The following is a 15946-nucleotide window of genomic DNA, read 5'->3' as shown; positions in this document are numbered from 1 at the left end:
ATCTACGTCTCGTTCGCGCGAGCGCCTGGTACGACCTCGTCGTCACCGCCGGTTTCGCGACGCCGTGGACGTACGCCCTGGTCCACGACGTCCTCGATCGGGCGGGCGACAGGTTCGGGTGGGGCACCCTGCCCGCGCTCGATCCGACGCAGACCATGTACGCGAACCTGATGGGTTCGCTCGTGCTCGTCTGGTCAGCCCTGCGGCTCCTGCGGCCGGTCGCGGTCCACGGTCTGTTCGACGGCTTCGCCCGGGTGCTGTTCGCGACCTGGGAGGCGTACGCGCTGGCGCACGGCGCGACGCGGGTGCTGTGGCTGTTCCTCGGCGTCGAGGTGGCGTTCGGGGTCCTCCAGCTGGCGCCGTGGTGGAGCCGGCGTTCCGGTCCGGCGGCCGGGCGGGGCGACGGGCCCGTGGTCAGCGCCGTGGGCCGGTGACCGGGGTGAACGGCCGGGCGCGGGCGACCAGCAGCGCGACGTCGTCGTGGTCCTGCGGGTTGCGGAGGCTGCCCAGCAGCCGGTCGCAGACCTCCTCCAGCGGGCGGTCCGGAGCGTCGAGCAGAGCCAGCAGCGCTTCGAGCCGTTCGTCGAGGTGCTCGTGGCGGCTCTCGACCAGACCGTCGGTGTACAGGACCAGCTCGTCGTCCGGGGCGAAATGGAGGACGGTCGACTCGAACGGGACACCGCCGACGCCGAGCGGGGTGCCCGTGGGCAGTTCGAGCAGCTGCGGCTCGCTGCCCTTGCGCACCACCACGGGCGGCATATGGCCGGCGTTCGCGATGCGCAGCTCGGCGCGGTGCGGGTCGTAGACCGCGTAGACGCAGGTGGCGATGTACTGCTCGAGCCGTGAGGTGATCGTGTCCAGGTGCTGGAGGACCTGGGCGGGGTCGAGGTCGAGCTCGGTGAAGGCCGCGGTCGCGGTGCGCAGCCGGCCCATCGCGGCGGCCGCGTGGATACCGCTGCCCATCACGTCGCCCACGACCAGCGCGGTCCGCTCGCCCGCCAGGGGCAGCACGTCGTACCAGTCGCCGCCGACCTCGTAGGCCGCGAGCGCGGGCAGATAGCGCGAGGCGACCCGCAGGCCCGGAAGATGCGGCGGGTGGTCGGGGAGCAGGCTGCGTTGCAGGGTCTCGGCGGCGTTGCGCACGCTCTGGTGCGTGCGGGCGTTGTCGATGCAGACGGCGGCTCGGGAGGCGAGCTCGGTGGCGATGGCGAGATCGTCCTCGTCGAAGGGCCGCGGATCACGGGCGCGGATCAGCCCCAGGAACCCGAGCGTGGCCCCGCGCGCGATGAGCGGCACGGCCATGTAGGTGTGCACTCCGGCGCGGGCCAGCAACACCGCCGCGTCCTCGTCGCGGGCGATCCTGGCCAGGTCGGCGCCGTCCGCGTGGCGGATCAGCAGGGGCCGCCCGCCGCGCACGCACCGCGTCGCCAGCCGGTCGGCCTCGTACCGGGTGATCCTGCCGGGCGGGTCGGCGGCGAGGAAGGCGTCGGTGGGGTAGGCGGCCTTCACCGCGAGGGCTCGGAAGAACGCCGGGCCGTCCCGGGAGGCGGGCCGGTGCTCGTCGAGCATGGATTCGAGCAGGTCGACGGCGACCACGTCGGCGAACTCGGGGACCGTGACGTCCGCCAGTTCCCGGGCGGTCTGGCCGACCTCCAGCGTGGTGCCGATCCGGGCGGAGCCGTCGGCGATCAACGCCAGCCGGCGCCGGGTCTCGCCGGCCTCCTTCGCCGACCTGTGGCGCTCGGTGACGTCCACGACGAGCTCCGCCACCCCGAGCACGTGGCCGACGGAGTCCTCCAGCCGGTACATCGAGATCGTCCAGGCGTGGTCGTGCCCGGGGTCCGCCGGGGTGCGCCCCACGACGGTGGCCTCCTCGACCAGCGGGGTCCCGGTGTGCAGCACCTGTTTCAGCGCCTCCTCCGTCTGCGCGAACGCCGGGGACGACATGATCTCGCGGTAGTGGCGGCCGAGGTGCTTCGCCGCGGGAACGCCGTGCATGCGCTCCAGGGCGGGATTCACGGACACGTAGCGGAGGTCGGGGTCGAAGATCGCCACCCCGACCGGCGACTGGGAGATCAGCCGGGTCGACAGGGCCACGTCCCGCTCCAGCTCGCGCAGGGTGGGGGAGTCGGCGCCGAGTCCGAGGGCGTAGTACTCGCCCTCGTCGCTCAGCAGGCGCATGTTGCGCAGCTCCACCTGCCGCGTTCTGCCGTCCTTGCACCGGATGGGGAACGTCCCGGCCCAGCTCTGACCGGTCTCCATGACGTCGGCGAAGGTCTTGATCACCCAGTCCCAGTGCTCCTCGTGCACGAGCACGTGCACGGCGTACCGCCCCAGCGCCTCCTGCGACGAGTAGCCGTACAGCTCTTCGGCCTGGGGGCTCCACAGCACGATCCGGCCGTCCGAGTCCAGCACCACCGCCGCGACGTTCAGGAGGTCCAGCAGCCCGCTCGGCCGACCGCCCACCGCGACACCGAGGGCGGGGGGAGGCCGCTCGGCTCCGCTCATCGCGGGCACTCCTTCCGACCGCAGGAGAGGCGCCGCCCCCTTCCGGTCGGGAGCGCGGCCTGCCGGTGCGCAGGCACCTCGGCTTCCATGGTCCCCCCGATGCCCGGGATCGCACACTTTCGCGCGGGTTCACCGTCGCGGGTTGGGGGCAGGTGATAGGCACGCAGCGCCCCGCACGATCTCGCCGACCTGCATACGGAGTGAGGGACGGTGCCGCACGCAGGCGCCGACCAGGGGAAGGGGCTCATGTCAGCGACAGGCAGTGAGCGAGGGCAGCACCGGCAGGCGTGGGCCGCCCGGGGCGCGCTGGCCGCCGCGGCGGCGGCCGCGCTGCTGCCCCTCGTCTACGGAGGGCTGGGCGGGCTGGTGCTCCTGGCGGTCGCACTCGTCGGGCTGGCGGTCACCGCCGCCGCGCTCTGGTGGACGCTGTCCCGGCGCGGAGTGCTCCGGGCGGCGGCGATGGTGCTGGCGGCCGCCACCCCCGTCGTCGTGGTCGCCCTGTTCGTCGCGGTGGGGCTGCTGTGGGTGATCGCGCTGTCCGCGCTCCTGTGGTGTGCGGCCGTGTGGAGCGGACGGTACGCCCTGCGCAGCACGGACCTGCGTCCCGTACGGATGAAGGAGCACCGTACGCCGCCGCCCGAGCGGCCTTTCCTGATCCTCAACCCGCGCTCCGGCGGCGGCAAGGTCGAGAAGTTCTCCCTCCGGGAGAAGGCGGAGCGCCTCGGCGCCCGGGTCGTGCTGCTCGACCCCGGACAGCAGCAGGACGTCACCGAACTGGCCAGGGCGGCGGTCGCCCAGGGGGCGGACCTGCTGGGTGTCGCGGGCGGGGACGGTACGCAGGCCCTGGTCGCCGCCGTGGCCGCCGAGCACGGTCTGCCGTTCCTCGTCATCTCGGCCGGCACCCGCAACCACTTCGCCATGGACCTCGGCCTCGACCGCGACGACCCCTCCACCTGCCTGGACGCGCTCACCGACGGGGTGGAGCTGCACGTCGACCTGGCCTTCGCCGACGACCGGCCGTTCGTCAACAACGCCTCCTTCGGGGTGTACGGGGCCGTGGTGCAGGAGCCGGGCTACCGGGACGCCAAGGTGGGCACCGCGCTGGAGGTGCTGCCGGACCTGCTGACCCGGCAGCGCGGTCCGCGGCTGACCGTCCGCGCCGACGACACCACGCTCACCGAGCCGCAGGCCGTGCTGGTGAGCAACAACGCCTACCGCACCGGCGACCCCTTCGGCTTCGGCCGCCGCGAGCGGCTGAACTCGGGGCGGCTCGGGGTGCTCGCCGTCCGCGTCGACAGCGCCGTGGAGGCGGCCGAGCTGGTGCTGGAGCCGAACCCGTCCGGTCTGGCGGCGCTGACCGCGCACGAGGTGGTCGTGGAGGCGGACGAGGCACAGCTGGAGGTCGGCCTGGACGGCGAGGCGCTGCTGATGCCCGCCCCCGTCCGCTGCCGCATCGCGCGCCGCGCGCTGCGGGTCCGTGTCCCCCGGGTGCGGCCCGGGGTGCCGGAGGCGCCGCCGCGCCTCGACTGGCGGCGACTGCGCAAGCTCGCGGCCGCGGTGAGCCGGACAGCCGTACCCGGACGGTCCGCCCGCACCCGTCCGCCCGTGGCCGACGACAAAAGCGGCGGCCCGCGCTGAGTGCCGCGGGCCGCCGCTCGGTGGCCTTCATGACGGGGGCGCCGTGTCGCCGGTTCGCGCCCCCGTCGTTCGGGGGCCGCGGTCCCGGACGGCGGACCGCGCGCTACGCGTCCGGGGCGGCCGGATCCGGCCCGGTACGGGCCTTCGCGGCACCGGTCTGCGCGGCCGGGACCTCCGGCGCACGGGCCTCCGGGGCGCAGGGCTGCGTGCCCCGGGCCTGCGGGGTACCGGCCTGCGGGGCGCCGCCCTGCTCGGCCCGGGGCGGGGTGGCCCCGGGTTCCGCGGTGCGGGTCTGCGGGGCCGTCGCGCCGTCGGCGCGCGTACGGCGCCGGTCGCGCAGCAGCAGCCGTCTGGCCGGGCGCTCCACGGCCTCGTACAGGAGCCAGGCCAGGCCCAGTGACACCGCGAACACGCCGGCGGTCACGGCCAGGCCCTCCGTTACGCCGAAGCGCGGGTTGGTGCCGACGAGGCCGCGGACGGCGCGTACGACCAGCAGGTGCACCATGTAGAAGGCGAAGGAGATCTCGCCGAGCCGCACCAGCCGCCGGTGCCGCCACAGCGAGGGCAGTCCGCGCAGGTCGGCCACGGCGGCCGCCGGGATCAGCAGCGCGAAACCGAGCAGGGTGCAGGCGGTGGCGGGGTGACCGGAGGTGACCTGGGGCACCAGGAAGTAGCCGATGATCGTCAGGGCGAGCGAGGCCTCCAGGCCCGGCCCGCGCCACCGTCCGAGGAGCACCGTACGGGCCACGGCGGCACCGAGGACGAACTCGGGCAGCCGGGCCGCGGGCAGAGAGTACAGCTGTGCGCCCAGCCAGGTGTGGGGGTCGCAGGCGGTCAGCGCCAGCACCGCCAGCATCGACACCCCGGCGACGGCCGCCGATCCGCGGGCACCGAGGCGGCGCAGGACGAACGCCAGCGCCGGGAAGAGGGCGTAGAAGAAGGCCTCGCAGGCCAGCGACCAGCTGACCGGGTCGAGCGTCTGCCACCAGGGGCGCCACCAGGAGTGCACCAGCAGAAGGTTGGCCAGGCCCTGGCGGGGTGTGGGCATCGTGAACATGCCCAGGTACGCCATGAGCAGCGCCAGCGCCGCCGTGACCAGGTGGACCGGGTACACCCGGGCGATGCGCCGTCGCCAGAAGGCGAACGCGCGGTCGGCGGGCCGGGCGGACCACATGAGGACGAAGCCGGACAGGACGAAGAAGAACGACACCCCGCTGCCGCCGGGTCCGAACCCCCAGGTCATGATCCGTCCGCCGGTGCCGCCGAAGTAGCCGGCGTTGCGCACGTGCAGGCCGTAGACGAGCAGTGCCGCCACCCACCGCAGGCCGGTGAGGGACGGCAGGGAGGGCGCACGGGCCGCCGAAGCGGCGTCGGCGGCGGCCGACGGGCCGGTGTGCGGCGACGCCCGCGCCGCCGCGGTCGTCCAGGTCTCCTGTGCGGGGGGATGTTCCGTGCCGAGCATGAAAGGCAACCTTGCCGCTTCCTCGCCGTTCATGACGCCCTCGTCCGAAACATCACACGGACGCCACCGTCCAGGGGGTGGATCTCTGACATCTGTGACCGGGCGCGGCACACCCGTGCGAGCGCGTCGCCCCGCCGAGGCCGGTGTCCCTGCCCGGGCCCGCCCGGGGGAGCGGCCGAACGGGTGGTCCACCGCTTACGCCGGTGGTGGGCGGGGCCAGGGAATTACGGCCGCCGGACGGCGGTGTCGTTTCCGTTCGGCGGGTGCGAAGTGGCAACCTGACGATGGACGGCCGAGACTGTAGGCCATGGATTCGTGATCAACGAGAGCGCACGGCTTCGTGGCTGCCGGATGGCTCGGTCGGTGCCGTTCTTCGGAGCGCGGGGACAATGGACCGGCGGCCACCTGGGGCCATTGGCCAGGGAAATGCCCTCAGGAGTTCACATGGTAGATCAGTCGTCCGAGATTTTTATATCCGGATTGGACGGAGCCGCTGTGACCGGGGGTGGCAATGGGGTCGGCCCGACGGTGGAGGACACCGAAAGGGAATTCGCCGAAGTGCTCGCCGGTGTCGTCCATGCGGACGTGCCCGCCGACAGCCACTTCTTCGACGACCTGGGGGCCAACTCCCTGGTGATGGCCCAGTTCTGCGCACGGGTCCGGAAGCGGCCCGATCTGCCGCCCGCCTCCATGAAGGACATCTACCGTTATCCCACGGTCAGGAGCCTGGCCGCCGCCCTCGCGGACACGGCCGCCCCTGCTCCCGCCGCCACGCCGATTCCCACGGTGTCGTCTGCGGTGACCGACCGTTCCCCGGAGACGACCCCGGGGAGCACCGGGCGTTATGTGTTCTGCGGAGCCGTCCAGTTGCTCGTATTCGTGGGATATTCGTTCGTCTTCGGACTCGTCACCGCCCGCGGCTACGAGTGGGTCGCGGCCGGTTCGGGGCTGGTGGACATCTATCTGCGGTCGCTCCTGTTCGGCGGTGTCGGATTCCTGCTCCTGTGTCTGTTCCCGATCGCGGCCAAATGGATTCTCGTCGGCCGCTGGAAGTCCACCGAATTCCCGCTCTGGGGCCTGGCGTATCTTCGCCTGTGGCTCGTCAAGGTGCTGCTCCACGCCAACCCGATGGTGTTCTTCGTCGGTAATCCCCTGTACGTGCTCTACCTCCGGGCGCTCGGCGCGCGGATCGGCGCGGGGGTCACGATCCTCTCCCGTTCCGTGCCGGTCTGCACCGACCTGCTGACGATCGGCTCCGGCACGGTGATCCGCAAGGAGGCGACCTTCCTCGGCTACCGCGCGCACGCCGGACGGATCCGGACCGGCCCGGTCACCCTCGGCCGGGACGTGTTCGTCGGCGAGAAGACCGTCCTCGACATCGACACCGCGATGGGCGACGGAGCCCAGCTGGGCCACGCCTCCTCCCTGCACCCGGGCCAGTCGGTCCCCGCCGGCGCGCACATGCACGGCTCCCCGGCGGAGCCCACCGGGATCGACTACGTGCGGGTCGCGCCGGCCGGCTGCGGCACCCTGCGCCGGACCTGGTTCGGGCTGGTCACCCTGGTGCAGATGTTCCTGCTGTACGTGCCACTGGCCGTCGGCGGCATGTACATGTTGTTCGCGCAGATTCCCGCACTCGGCAAGCGGATCCAGTCGGACACGCCGTTGAACTCGCCGTCGGAATTCCTCACCGACGCCGTACTCCTTTCCGTCGCACTGTTCTTCGGATTCGTCGTGCTGGGGCTGGCCGTGCTGTTCACCGTGCCGCGTCTGCTCGCACTGGTGATCAAACCCGACCAGGCCTATCCGCTGTACGGGTTCCGGTACGCGGTGCACCGGGCGACCGCGCGGATGACGAATATCAAATTCTTTGCCTGGCTCTTCGGTGACAGTTCCTACATCGTCCATTATCTTCGGGTTCTCGGTTACGACCTCTCACGCATCGAGCAGACCGGCTCCAACTTCGGCACGGAGGTGCAGCACGAAACCCCCTATCTGGTGCGGGTCGGCACCGGGACGATGGTGGCGGACGGACTTTCCGTCGTGAACGCGGATTTCTCCAGCACGTCTTTCCGTGTTTCCCGGGCCTCGATCGGGCCGCGCAACTTCATCGGCAACAACATCGTCTACCCGGCCGGCGGCAGGACGGGAGAGAACTGCCTGCTCGCGACGAAAGTGATGGTGCCTCTCGACGGTCCGGTCCGGGAAGGCGTGGGGCTGCTCGGATCGCCGCCCTTCGAGATTCCCCGGACGGTCGAGCGCGACGTACAGTTCGACCATCTCAGGACCGAACAGGAACTCGGCCGCCACCTGGCCGCGAAGAACCGCTACAACACTCGCACACTGCTTCTCTTCCTGTTCCTGCGGTGGTTCCACGTCTTTGTGCTGACGGCGTTCGGGCTCGCCACGGAGAGCCTGTACGGAACACTCGGGCATGTGGTGATCGGTGGATATATCGCGATCACCCTCGCCATCACCACGCTCTATTTCGTGCTGTGCGAGCGCTGTATCGGATCCTTCCGCAGACTGCGCCCGCAATTGTGTTCCATCTACGATCCGCATTTCTGGCGCCAGGAGCGGCTCTGGAAGGTCCCGGAGAACTATCTCAACGTTTTCAACGGAACCCCGTTCAAGAGCGTGGTCTGGCGGTTGCTGGGCGTACGCATCGGCAGGCGGGTCTTCGACGACGGCTGCCACATCACCGAACGGACGCTCACCGCGATCGGCGACGACTGCACGCTCAACGTGGGCAGCAAGATCCAGTGCCACTCGCAGGAGGACGGCACCTTCAAGTCCGACCACACCACCCTCGGCGCCGGCTGCACCCTCGGCGTCGGCGCACATGTGCACTACGGCGTGACGATCGGGGACGGCGCGGTGCTGGCGCCCGACTCCTTCCTGATGAAGGGCGAGGAAGTCCCCCCGCACGCCCGCTGGGGAGGAAACCCCGCCGGGGAGATGCCCGACGCCCTCGGCCGCCCCGCCGAAGCGAGCCCGGCGGACCGGGCCGGGACACGGCGAACCGACGACGACGCTGCCACCGCGAACTGAGGAAGGCCACCCCATGGGAACGCACCTGGAGGCGGACCGCCAGTACTGGCGCCACACGCTGGCCGCCGGCGGCTACACCGCGGTGCCACGGTGGGCCCCGGAACCGGCCACCGGAGTCGCCGAGTACGTCGAGGCGGTGCCGGAGAACGTCACGGACGCGGTGCGGGAACTGGCCCGCGCCTGGCGGGTACCGGTGACCTCCCTGCTGCTGGCCGCGCACGCCAAGGTACTGGCCGCCCTCTCCGCGGAGCAGGAGGTGGTGACCGGCTACGCCGCCGGGACCGGCACCGGCCCGCTGCCGTGCCGGCTCAGCCTCGCCCCCGGCTCGTGGCGCGAGCTGGTGGCGAGCGTGCACCGCGCCGAGGCGGAGCTGCTGGGGCACCGGGACTTCCCCGTGGACGAGGTGCGCCGGGAGCTGGGGAGGACCGAGCCGTCGTACGAGATCGTGTTCGACCCGACCGGGGCCGACGGCGGGCCGGCCGACGACGTGGTGCTCGCCGTGGGCTGGTGCGACCGGGACTCGGGCCCGGTGCTGCGGGTGCGCTATCGCACCGAGGCGCTGGACGCCGGGGCCGCCGCCCGGATCGGCGGATACCACGTCACCGCGCTGCGGCTGATGACCACCGACCCGGACGCCGGACACGCCCGGCAGAGCCTGCTCCCGGCCGACGAGGTGCGCCACCAGCTCCAGGCACTGGCCGGACCCAGCCGCGCACTGCCGGACGCGCGGGCGCACGAGCTGTTCGAACAGCGGGCCCGCGCGCATCCCCAGGCGATCGCGGCCGTCCACGGCGGACACTCCTGGACGTACGGCGAACTCAACGCCCGCGCGAACCGGCTCGCGCGGGCCCTGCGCACGCGCGGGCTCGACCGCGAGGCGGTCGTCGGCGTGGTCACCGAACGCCGGCTCGACTGGCTGGCCGCGGTACTGGCCGTGTTCAAGGCCGGCTGCGTCTACCTGCCCATCGAGCCGCACTTCCCCGCGGGACGCGTCGAGGCGACCCTGTCGCGGTCGGGATGCCGGCTCGTGCTGACCGAGACCGGCAGCACCGACACCCTCGACCCGGCACTGGCGAAGCTCCCCGCAGTGGAGCGGCTGCTGATCGAGGCGGCGTACGCGGAGCAGCACGACGACACCGACCTCGGGGTGCCGGTCACGCCCGACCAGCTCGCCTACATCTACTTCACCTCCGGCTCCACCGGCGAGCCGAAGGGGGCGATGTGCGAGCACGCGGGCCTGCTCAACCACCTCTACGCCAAGATCGACGACCTGGGGATCGACCAGGACCGGGTGGTGGCGCAGACCGCCCCGCAGTGCTTCGACATCTCGCTGTGGCAGCTGGTGTCGGCGCTGCTGGTCGGCGGCCGGACCCTGCTGGTCGAACAGGACGCCGTGGTGGACGTGGAGCGGTTCGTCGACACCCTCGTGCGCGGACGGGTGGGCGTCGTGCAAATGGTGCCCTCCTACCTGGAGGTCGTGGTGACCTACCTGGAGCGGCATCCGCGCGAACTGCCCGACCTGACCTGTGTGTCGGTCACCGGCGAGGCCCTGAAACGGGAACTGGTCCAGCGCTGGTTCGCGGTCCGGCCCGGGATCCGGCTCGTCAACGCCTACGGACTGACCGAGACCTCGGACGACACCAACCACGAGGTCATGGACCGGGTGCCGGACCGGGTGCTGCTCGGACCCGCGGTCAACAACGTACGGGTGCACGTCGTCGACGAACACCTGGCACTGGTGCCGCTGGGCGCCCCCGGGCTGATCGCGTTCTCCGGGGTGTGCGTGGGCCGCGGCTACGTCAACGACCCCGAACGCACCCGCGAGGCCTACCGGGACGACCCCTACCAGCCCGGCGGACGGCTCTACCTGGGCGGCGACTGGGGCCGCTGGCAGCCCGGCGGCAAGCTGGAGTTCCTCGGCCGCCGGGACAACCAGGTCAAGATCCGCGGCTTCCGCATCGAGATCGGCGAGATCGAGAACACCCTGCTGCGGGTGCCCGGCGTACGCGACGGCGCGGTGGTGGTGTCCGAGCCGCCCGGCCGCGGCGCCCACCTGATCGCCTTCCACACCGGAGAACGACTGCGCACCGACGACCTGCGCGCGGCCCTGAGCGCCGTCCTGCCCGCCTACATGGTCCCCTCCGCCTTCCACTGGCAGCAGAGCCTGCCCCTGACCGCCAACGGAAAGACCGACCGCAAGGCGCTGACCGAGCTCGCCGACCAGGCCGCCCGCGGCGAGGCCGCCGAGGAGCGGCGCAGCGCCCCGCACACCCCGACCGAGCGCAAACTCGCCGGCGTGTGGGCCGAGTTGCTGGCCGTACCCGAGCACCGCATCGGCCGGCACGACCACTTCTTCGAGTCCGGCGGCACCTCGCTGTCGGCCGTGCGACTCACCCTGGCCCTGGACCGCGCGGTGTCCCTGAAGGAGATCACCCGCCATCCGGTGCTCGCCGACCTCGCCGCGCTCCTCGACGGCGCGACCCGGGAACGCCCCGGGCTGCTCCAGCCCCTGTCGGAGCCGGCCGGCAGCCCGGACCGCGCCCTGGTGTGCTTCCCGTACGCGGGCGGCAACGCGGTCAACTTCCAGCCGCTGGCCGGCGCCCTCGCGGGGCAGGGCCTGTCGGTCTACGCCGTCGAACTGCCCGGCCACGACCTGGCCGCCCGCAAGGAAGCCTTCGTGCCCCTGGCGGAGGTCGCGGAGCAGGTCGCCGCCGAGATCACCGCCCGCGGCCTCACCCGGGTCCTGCTCTGGGGCCACTCCTCCGGCGCCGCGACGGCCGTCGAGACCGCGCGGAGACTGGCGGAGCGCGGCGTGAGCGTGGAACGCCTTTTCCTGGGCGCCCAGTTGCTCGGCACCTCCGACGAAAGGCACGCGGCCGTCGAGGAGTTGGCGAAGCGGAGCAACGCCGAGATCGCCGCCCGGCTCAGCGCGGACGGCGGGTACACCGAGCTCGACGAACTCGACGCGCGGCACGCCGAGCACATCGGCGCCGCCTACCGGCACGACTGCCTGGCCGCGCACCGCTACCTGGCCGACGCCCTCGACCACCCACCGGCGGAGCGGCTGACCGCGCCGGTCACCGTCGTCGTCGCCGAAGACGACCCGATCACGGCCGGGCCCGCCGACCGCCACCGCGACTGGCAGCTCCTGGCCGAACACGTGGACGTGCACCGGCTCCCCGACGGCGGCCACTACTTCCCGCGCACCCGCCCGGCCGCGGCGGCCCGGGCGGTGCGGGGAGACCTCCGACCACCGGCCTCCCGCTGAGCCGTCCGGCCGGCAACCGAAAGGAATCCAGATGTCGTCCTCCTCCCTGGCAGCACTGCCCGAAGCGGACCTGCGACCGGGCACGCCGCCGATCCTGCGGGTCGAGGCCCCCGCCGAGCCCACCCGGTGGGCGGCCGAGAACCGCGACGCGCTGCGGGCCCGCGTCACCGAACACGGCGTACTGCTGGTGCGCGGCCTGGACCTGCGGGACACCGAGCGGACCGCGGCCGTCTTCGCGGCCCTGGCCGGCGACCCGATGACGGAGCGGGAGGCCTTCGCCCCCCGCGAGGTCAAAGGCCCCGGCCTCTACTCCACCACCGCCTGGCCCGCCAACCAGCCGATGTGCATGCACCACGAGCTCAGCTACCGGCTGGAGATCCCGGGCCTGATGCTGTTCGCCTGCCTGCGCGCCCCCGGCCAGGGCGGCGCGACCGCCGTGGCGGACGCCGAACAGGTCCTCCAGGCGCTGCCGTCCGCGCTGCGGGAGCGGTTCGAACGCGAGGGCTGGATGCTCACCCGCAGCTACAACGACGAGATCGGCGCGTCCCTGGAGGAGTCCTTCGGCACCGACGACCGCGCCGCCATCGAGCACTACTGCCACGCCCAGGACATCGACTTCGCCTGGCAGCCCGACGGATCCCTGCGCACCCGGCAGCTGCGCAGCGCCGTCGTCACCCATCCGGTCACCGGCCGGCGCTGCTGGTTCAACCAGATCGCCTTCCTCAACGAGTGGACACTCGCCCCCGAGGTGCGCGAGTACCTGGTCGACGAGTACGGAGCGGACGGGCTGCCGTTCAACACCCGCTTCGGCGACGGCTCCCCGATCGGCGAGGACATCGTCCAGCTCCTCAACGCCACCTACGAGAACCACACCCGGCGCGAGCCCTGGCAGGCCGGTGACGTGCTGCTCGTCGACAACATCCGCACCGCGCACAGCAGAGAGGCCTTCACCGGAGAGCGCGAGGTGCTGGTCGGCATGGCCGAGCCGCGGCGCCTGGCGGACTGCGCCCCGACCCCGGAGGCGAGTCTGCGATGACGGCCCTGCCCACTCCCGCCACCCGGACCGCCCCCACCGCGTCCGTCCCGGCACCGACCTTCGCCGTGATCTCCGGCGCCCAGGTGCAGCGCGCGCTCGACGGGCGCGAACGGCAGATCGTGGAACTGGTCGAGGCCACCTACCGGCTGCACGGGGCCGGCGACTCGGTCAACCCGCCGTCGTACTTCCTGCGCTTCCCCGACCGTCCCACCGCCCGGATCATCGCGCTGCCGGCGTCGCTGGGCGGACCGCTGCGCGTGGACGGCCTGAAGTGGATCTCCAGCTTCCCGGCCAACGTGACCGAGGGACTGCCCAGGGCATCCGCGGTCCTCGTCCTCAACGACCACGACACCGGCTATCCCTTCGCCGTCCTGGAGAGCTCCGTCATCAGCGCCACCAGAACCGCGGCGTCCGCGGCGCTGGCGGCCGACCGGCTCAGCCGCGGGCGGCCCCGCCCGGCCCGGATCGGATTCGTCGGCACCGGCCTGATCGCCCGCTACATCCACACCTTCCTGACCGCCACCGGCTGGGCGTTCGACACCGTCGGCGTCCACGACCTGTCCGCGGACAGCACTGCCGGATTCTGCGGCTACCTGCGGCAGGCCGACACCCCGGAGCACACCGCACGGATCACCGTCCACGACAGCGCCGAGAAACTGATCCGCTCCAGCGATCTGGTCGTCTTCGCCACGGTGGCGGGCGCACCCCATGTCACCGACCCGGCCTGGTTCGCGCACAACCCGCTGGTCCTGCATGTCTCGCTGCGCGACCTCGCCCCCGAGATCCTGCTCGCCTCCGCCAACATCGTCGACGACGTCGATCACTGCCTGAAGGCCGACACCTCCCCCCACCTGGCCGAACAGCTCACGGGCAGCCGCGACTTCCTGGACGGCACGCTCGACGACGTGATGTCCGGCCGGGTGACCCCGCCGGCCGACCGTCCGGTGATCTTCTCGCCCTTCGGGCTCGGTGTCCTCGATCTGGCCGTCGGCAAGTACGTGTACGACGAGGTGGCCCGGAAGGGAGAGCTCCACGTCATCGACGACTTCTTCCACGACTTGCGCCGGTACGGCTGAAGGCACTTCCCCGGCTCTGGCACCTGGAGGTCACCGTGCCCGTCATCTCCGCTCCCTACGCCTTCAACGAAAGTCGGCTCTTCGTCGACCTCCGGTCGATCGTCGGGCATCCGCTCTACTTGAAGTGCGAGGGCTTCAACTTCGCGGGCTCCATCAAGTTGAAGGCCGCGAACGAGATGGTGACGGCCGCCGAACGGCAGGGGATCCTCACCCGGGACTCGATCCTGGTCGAGTCCTCCTCCGGGAACCTCGGCGTGGCACTCAGCATGATCGCAGCGAGCAAGGGCTACCGGTTCCTGTGCGTGACCGACTCCCGCTGCAACCTGTCGACCCGGCTGCTGATGGAGGCGCTGGGCAGCGAGGTGCACGTGATCGCCGAGATGAACGTCGACACCGGCTTCCTCGGCGCGCGCCTCGACTACGTCCGTGAACTCTGCGCGTCCGACGACCGCTATGTGTGGCTCAGCCAGTACACCAATCCCGGCAACTGGCTGGCGCACTACCGGACGACGGCACCGGAGATCGCCGACGAGTTCCCGCGCCTGGACGTGCTCTTCATCGGCGCGGGCACGACCGGGACACTGATGGGCTGCGCCCGCTACTTCCGGGAGCACAGCCCCTCGGTCCGGATCGTCGCCGTGGACAGCGTGGGCTCCGTCGCCTTCGGCGGTGAGCCGGGGCGGCGGATGATCCCCGGCCTGGGCATGAGCATGCGGCCGCCGCTGCTCGACGAGTCGTTCGTCGACGAGGTGATCAAGGTCGAGGAGGCGGACACCATCCGTACCTGCCACCGGCTGGCCAGGAGCGGCTTCCTGTTCGGCGGTTCCACCGGAACGGTCGTCAGCGGCGCGGTGGACTGGCTGAACCGCAACGACACCCGCGGCATCACCGCGGTGGCCGTCGCCCCGGACCTCGGCGAGCGCTACCTCGACACCATCTACCAGACCAACTGGCTCCAGGATCTCTACGGCGACCAGGTACTGGACTCCGGAGCACGCACGACCGTCGCCTCCTCCGGCCCCCGCGGCCGTGCCGCCCCGCACGGCCGCGACCGGCGCGGCGGCGGTGCGGGGCGTGTGTGACGCCGGCGGGCGGCCGTGTGCTCAGCGCCCGGCCGCGCGGGCCAGGACGTCGGTGACCTGCCGGCGCACCGCGTCCCGGGCGTCGGGACCGAGCGTGCCCACGGCGGTGCCGGACAGGGATTCCAGAACCCGGTCGGGGTCGGTGTCGGCCGCCGTGCTCTCGTCGATCACGTCGTAGCCGTCGCGCACGGCGACCCGCAGGCGGTGCTCGCCCGCGCCGTCGGCGTGCACGGCCGCGGCGACGACCAGCGGCGGCGGTCCGCCCGCCTCACCGGACAGCTTGAGGTACCCGCTGGCCACCGGCTCACGCCAGCACACGCTGAGCAGAGGGTGACGCTTCGCCACCACCTCGGCCAGGTCGGTCTCGTAGATCCTGTCCGGATCCAGCACCGTCGCCCGGGCGTCGAGCACGAGCGCGGCGGGCAGCAGACACCGCAGGGTGCTGCCGACGAGGTTGCCGCCGACCGTCGCGGTACGACGCACCGCGCCGGTCCCCACCGAGGCCGCCGCCAGGCGCAGCGCGTCCGGTACGCGGTCGTCGATCCGGTTGAGCACCACGGCCGCACCCAGCCGCTCGCGCTCCACGACGCCTGCCTCGGGCACCTGGCGCAGCGACATGGCCTGTTCGGGGAAGCCGTCCCGCTGCCAGGTGGCCCACACCAGGGTGGCCCCGCCGATCGGCACGGCTCCCTCGGCTATGCACTCCTGGGCCTCGGACACGGACGTGGGCAGACGCAACAGCACGGCAGCCGACCTGCTTTCCTGGGACGTTGGGGTCGCGCGGGACGTTGAGGACGACGAGGTCGTCGGGGCTCGGGGCTCGGG

Annotated in this window: 10 protein-coding genes; 7 read left to right on the top strand and 3 right to left on the bottom strand. The window is 72.2% G+C overall.

Annotated elements, in window-relative coordinates; translation table 11 throughout:
• The coding region (locus FNH09_RS47285; protein WP_152894054.1) for a hypothetical protein at positions 1–434 on the top strand (434 nt) is incomplete at its 5' end.
• Here the strand turns inward: FNH09_RS47285 and FNH09_RS35805 are convergent.
• Positions 415–2508: a SpoIIE family protein phosphatase gene (locus FNH09_RS35805; protein ID WP_152894053.1), complete on the bottom strand. Its 2094-nt coding sequence runs from the start codon at positions 2506–2508 to the stop codon at positions 415–417. The genes FNH09_RS47285 and FNH09_RS35805 overlap by 20 nt on opposite strands.
• A 246-nt stretch (positions 2509–2754) precedes the next feature.
• Here FNH09_RS35805 and FNH09_RS35800 point away from each other — a divergent pair, with 246 nt between their 5' ends.
• On the top strand, positions 2755–4146 hold the full coding sequence (locus FNH09_RS35800; RefSeq protein WP_152894052.1) for a diacylglycerol/lipid kinase family protein: 1392 nt from the start codon (positions 2755–2757) through the stop codon (positions 4144–4146).
• A 103-nt stretch (positions 4147–4249) separates the two neighbouring features.
• Here the strand turns inward: FNH09_RS35800 and FNH09_RS35795 are convergent, their stop codons facing one another.
• Positions 4250–5608, bottom strand: coding sequence for an acyltransferase family protein (locus tag FNH09_RS35795; protein WP_152894051.1), 1359 nt, complete (start codon positions 5606–5608; stop codon positions 4250–4252).
• 444 nt (positions 5609–6052) lie between these two features.
• Between FNH09_RS35795 and FNH09_RS35790 the strand changes: the two genes are divergently transcribed.
• The 5 genes from FNH09_RS35790 to sbnA are packed head-to-tail and all read left to right on the top strand — an operon-like array spanning position 6053 to position 15121.
• Positions 6053–8659: a Pls/PosA family non-ribosomal peptide synthetase gene (locus FNH09_RS35790; RefSeq protein ID WP_152894050.1), complete on the top strand. Its 2607-nt coding sequence runs from the start codon at positions 6053–6055 to the stop codon at positions 8657–8659.
• Between the two features lie 13 nt (positions 8660–8672).
• Positions 8673–11927, top strand: a complete 3255-nt coding sequence (locus FNH09_RS35785) for a non-ribosomal peptide synthetase (protein ID WP_152894049.1) — start codon at positions 8673–8675, stop codon at positions 11925–11927.
• 31 nt (positions 11928–11958) lie between these two features.
• The gene (locus FNH09_RS35780) at positions 11959–12963 is read left to right on the top strand and encodes a TauD/TfdA family dioxygenase (protein ID WP_152894048.1); all 1005 of its coding nucleotides are present in this window, start codon (positions 11959–11961) and stop codon (positions 12961–12963) included.
• Entirely contained in the window at positions 12960–14039 is a 1080-nt protein-coding gene (sbnB, locus tag FNH09_RS35775; protein ID WP_152894047.1) for a 2,3-diaminopropionate biosynthesis protein SbnB, read from the top strand. The genes FNH09_RS35780 and sbnB overlap by 4 nt, the downstream gene beginning before the upstream one ends.
• Before the next feature lie 35 nt (positions 14040–14074).
• Positions 14075–15121, top strand: coding sequence for a 2,3-diaminopropionate biosynthesis protein SbnA (gene sbnA, locus FNH09_RS35770; protein ID WP_162469610.1), 1047 nt, complete (start codon positions 14075–14077; stop codon positions 15119–15121).
• A gap of 21 nt (positions 15122–15142) precedes the next feature.
• Here sbnA and FNH09_RS35765 read toward each other — a convergent pair whose 3' ends face one another.
• Positions 15143–15865 (bottom strand): FAD binding domain-containing protein, encoded by a 723-nt coding sequence (locus FNH09_RS35765; RefSeq protein ID WP_162469609.1) that lies wholly within the window; start codon positions 15863–15865, stop codon positions 15143–15145.
• Between the last annotated feature and the right edge of the window lie 81 nt (positions 15866–15946).

The sequence above is a fragment of the Streptomyces adustus genome, assembly GCF_009377175.1.
In the GTDB taxonomy this organism is placed as follows: domain Bacteria; phylum Actinomycetota; class Actinomycetes; order Streptomycetales; family Streptomycetaceae; genus Streptomyces; species Streptomyces adustus.
The sequence above is the reverse complement of the archived record's forward strand: the minus strand, read 5'-3'. Positions and strand labels throughout refer to the sequence as shown.

Excerpts from the sequence above, each read along its gene's own strand:
- FNH09_RS35805 (WP_152894053.1), bottom strand. The coding sequence starts at position 2,508 with ATGAGCGGAGCCGAGCGGCCTCCCCCCGCCCTCGGTGTCGCGGTGGGC.
- FNH09_RS35795 (WP_152894051.1), bottom strand. The coding sequence starts at position 5,608 with ATGCTCGGCACGGAACATCCCCCCGCACAGGAGACCTGGACGACCGCG.
- FNH09_RS35785 (WP_152894049.1), top strand. The coding sequence starts at position 8,673 with ATGGGAACGCACCTGGAGGCGGACCGCCAGTACTGGCGCCACACGCTG.
- FNH09_RS35800 (WP_152894052.1), top strand. The coding sequence starts at position 2,755 with ATGTCAGCGACAGGCAGTGAGCGAGGGCAGCACCGGCAGGCGTGGGCC.
- FNH09_RS35790 (WP_152894050.1), top strand. The coding sequence starts at position 6,053 with ATGGTAGATCAGTCGTCCGAGATTTTTATATCCGGATTGGACGGAGCC.
- FNH09_RS35780 (WP_152894048.1), top strand. The coding sequence starts at position 11,959 with ATGTCGTCCTCCTCCCTGGCAGCACTGCCCGAAGCGGACCTGCGACCG.
- sbnB (WP_152894047.1), top strand. The coding sequence starts at position 12,960 with ATGACGGCCCTGCCCACTCCCGCCACCCGGACCGCCCCCACCGCGTCC.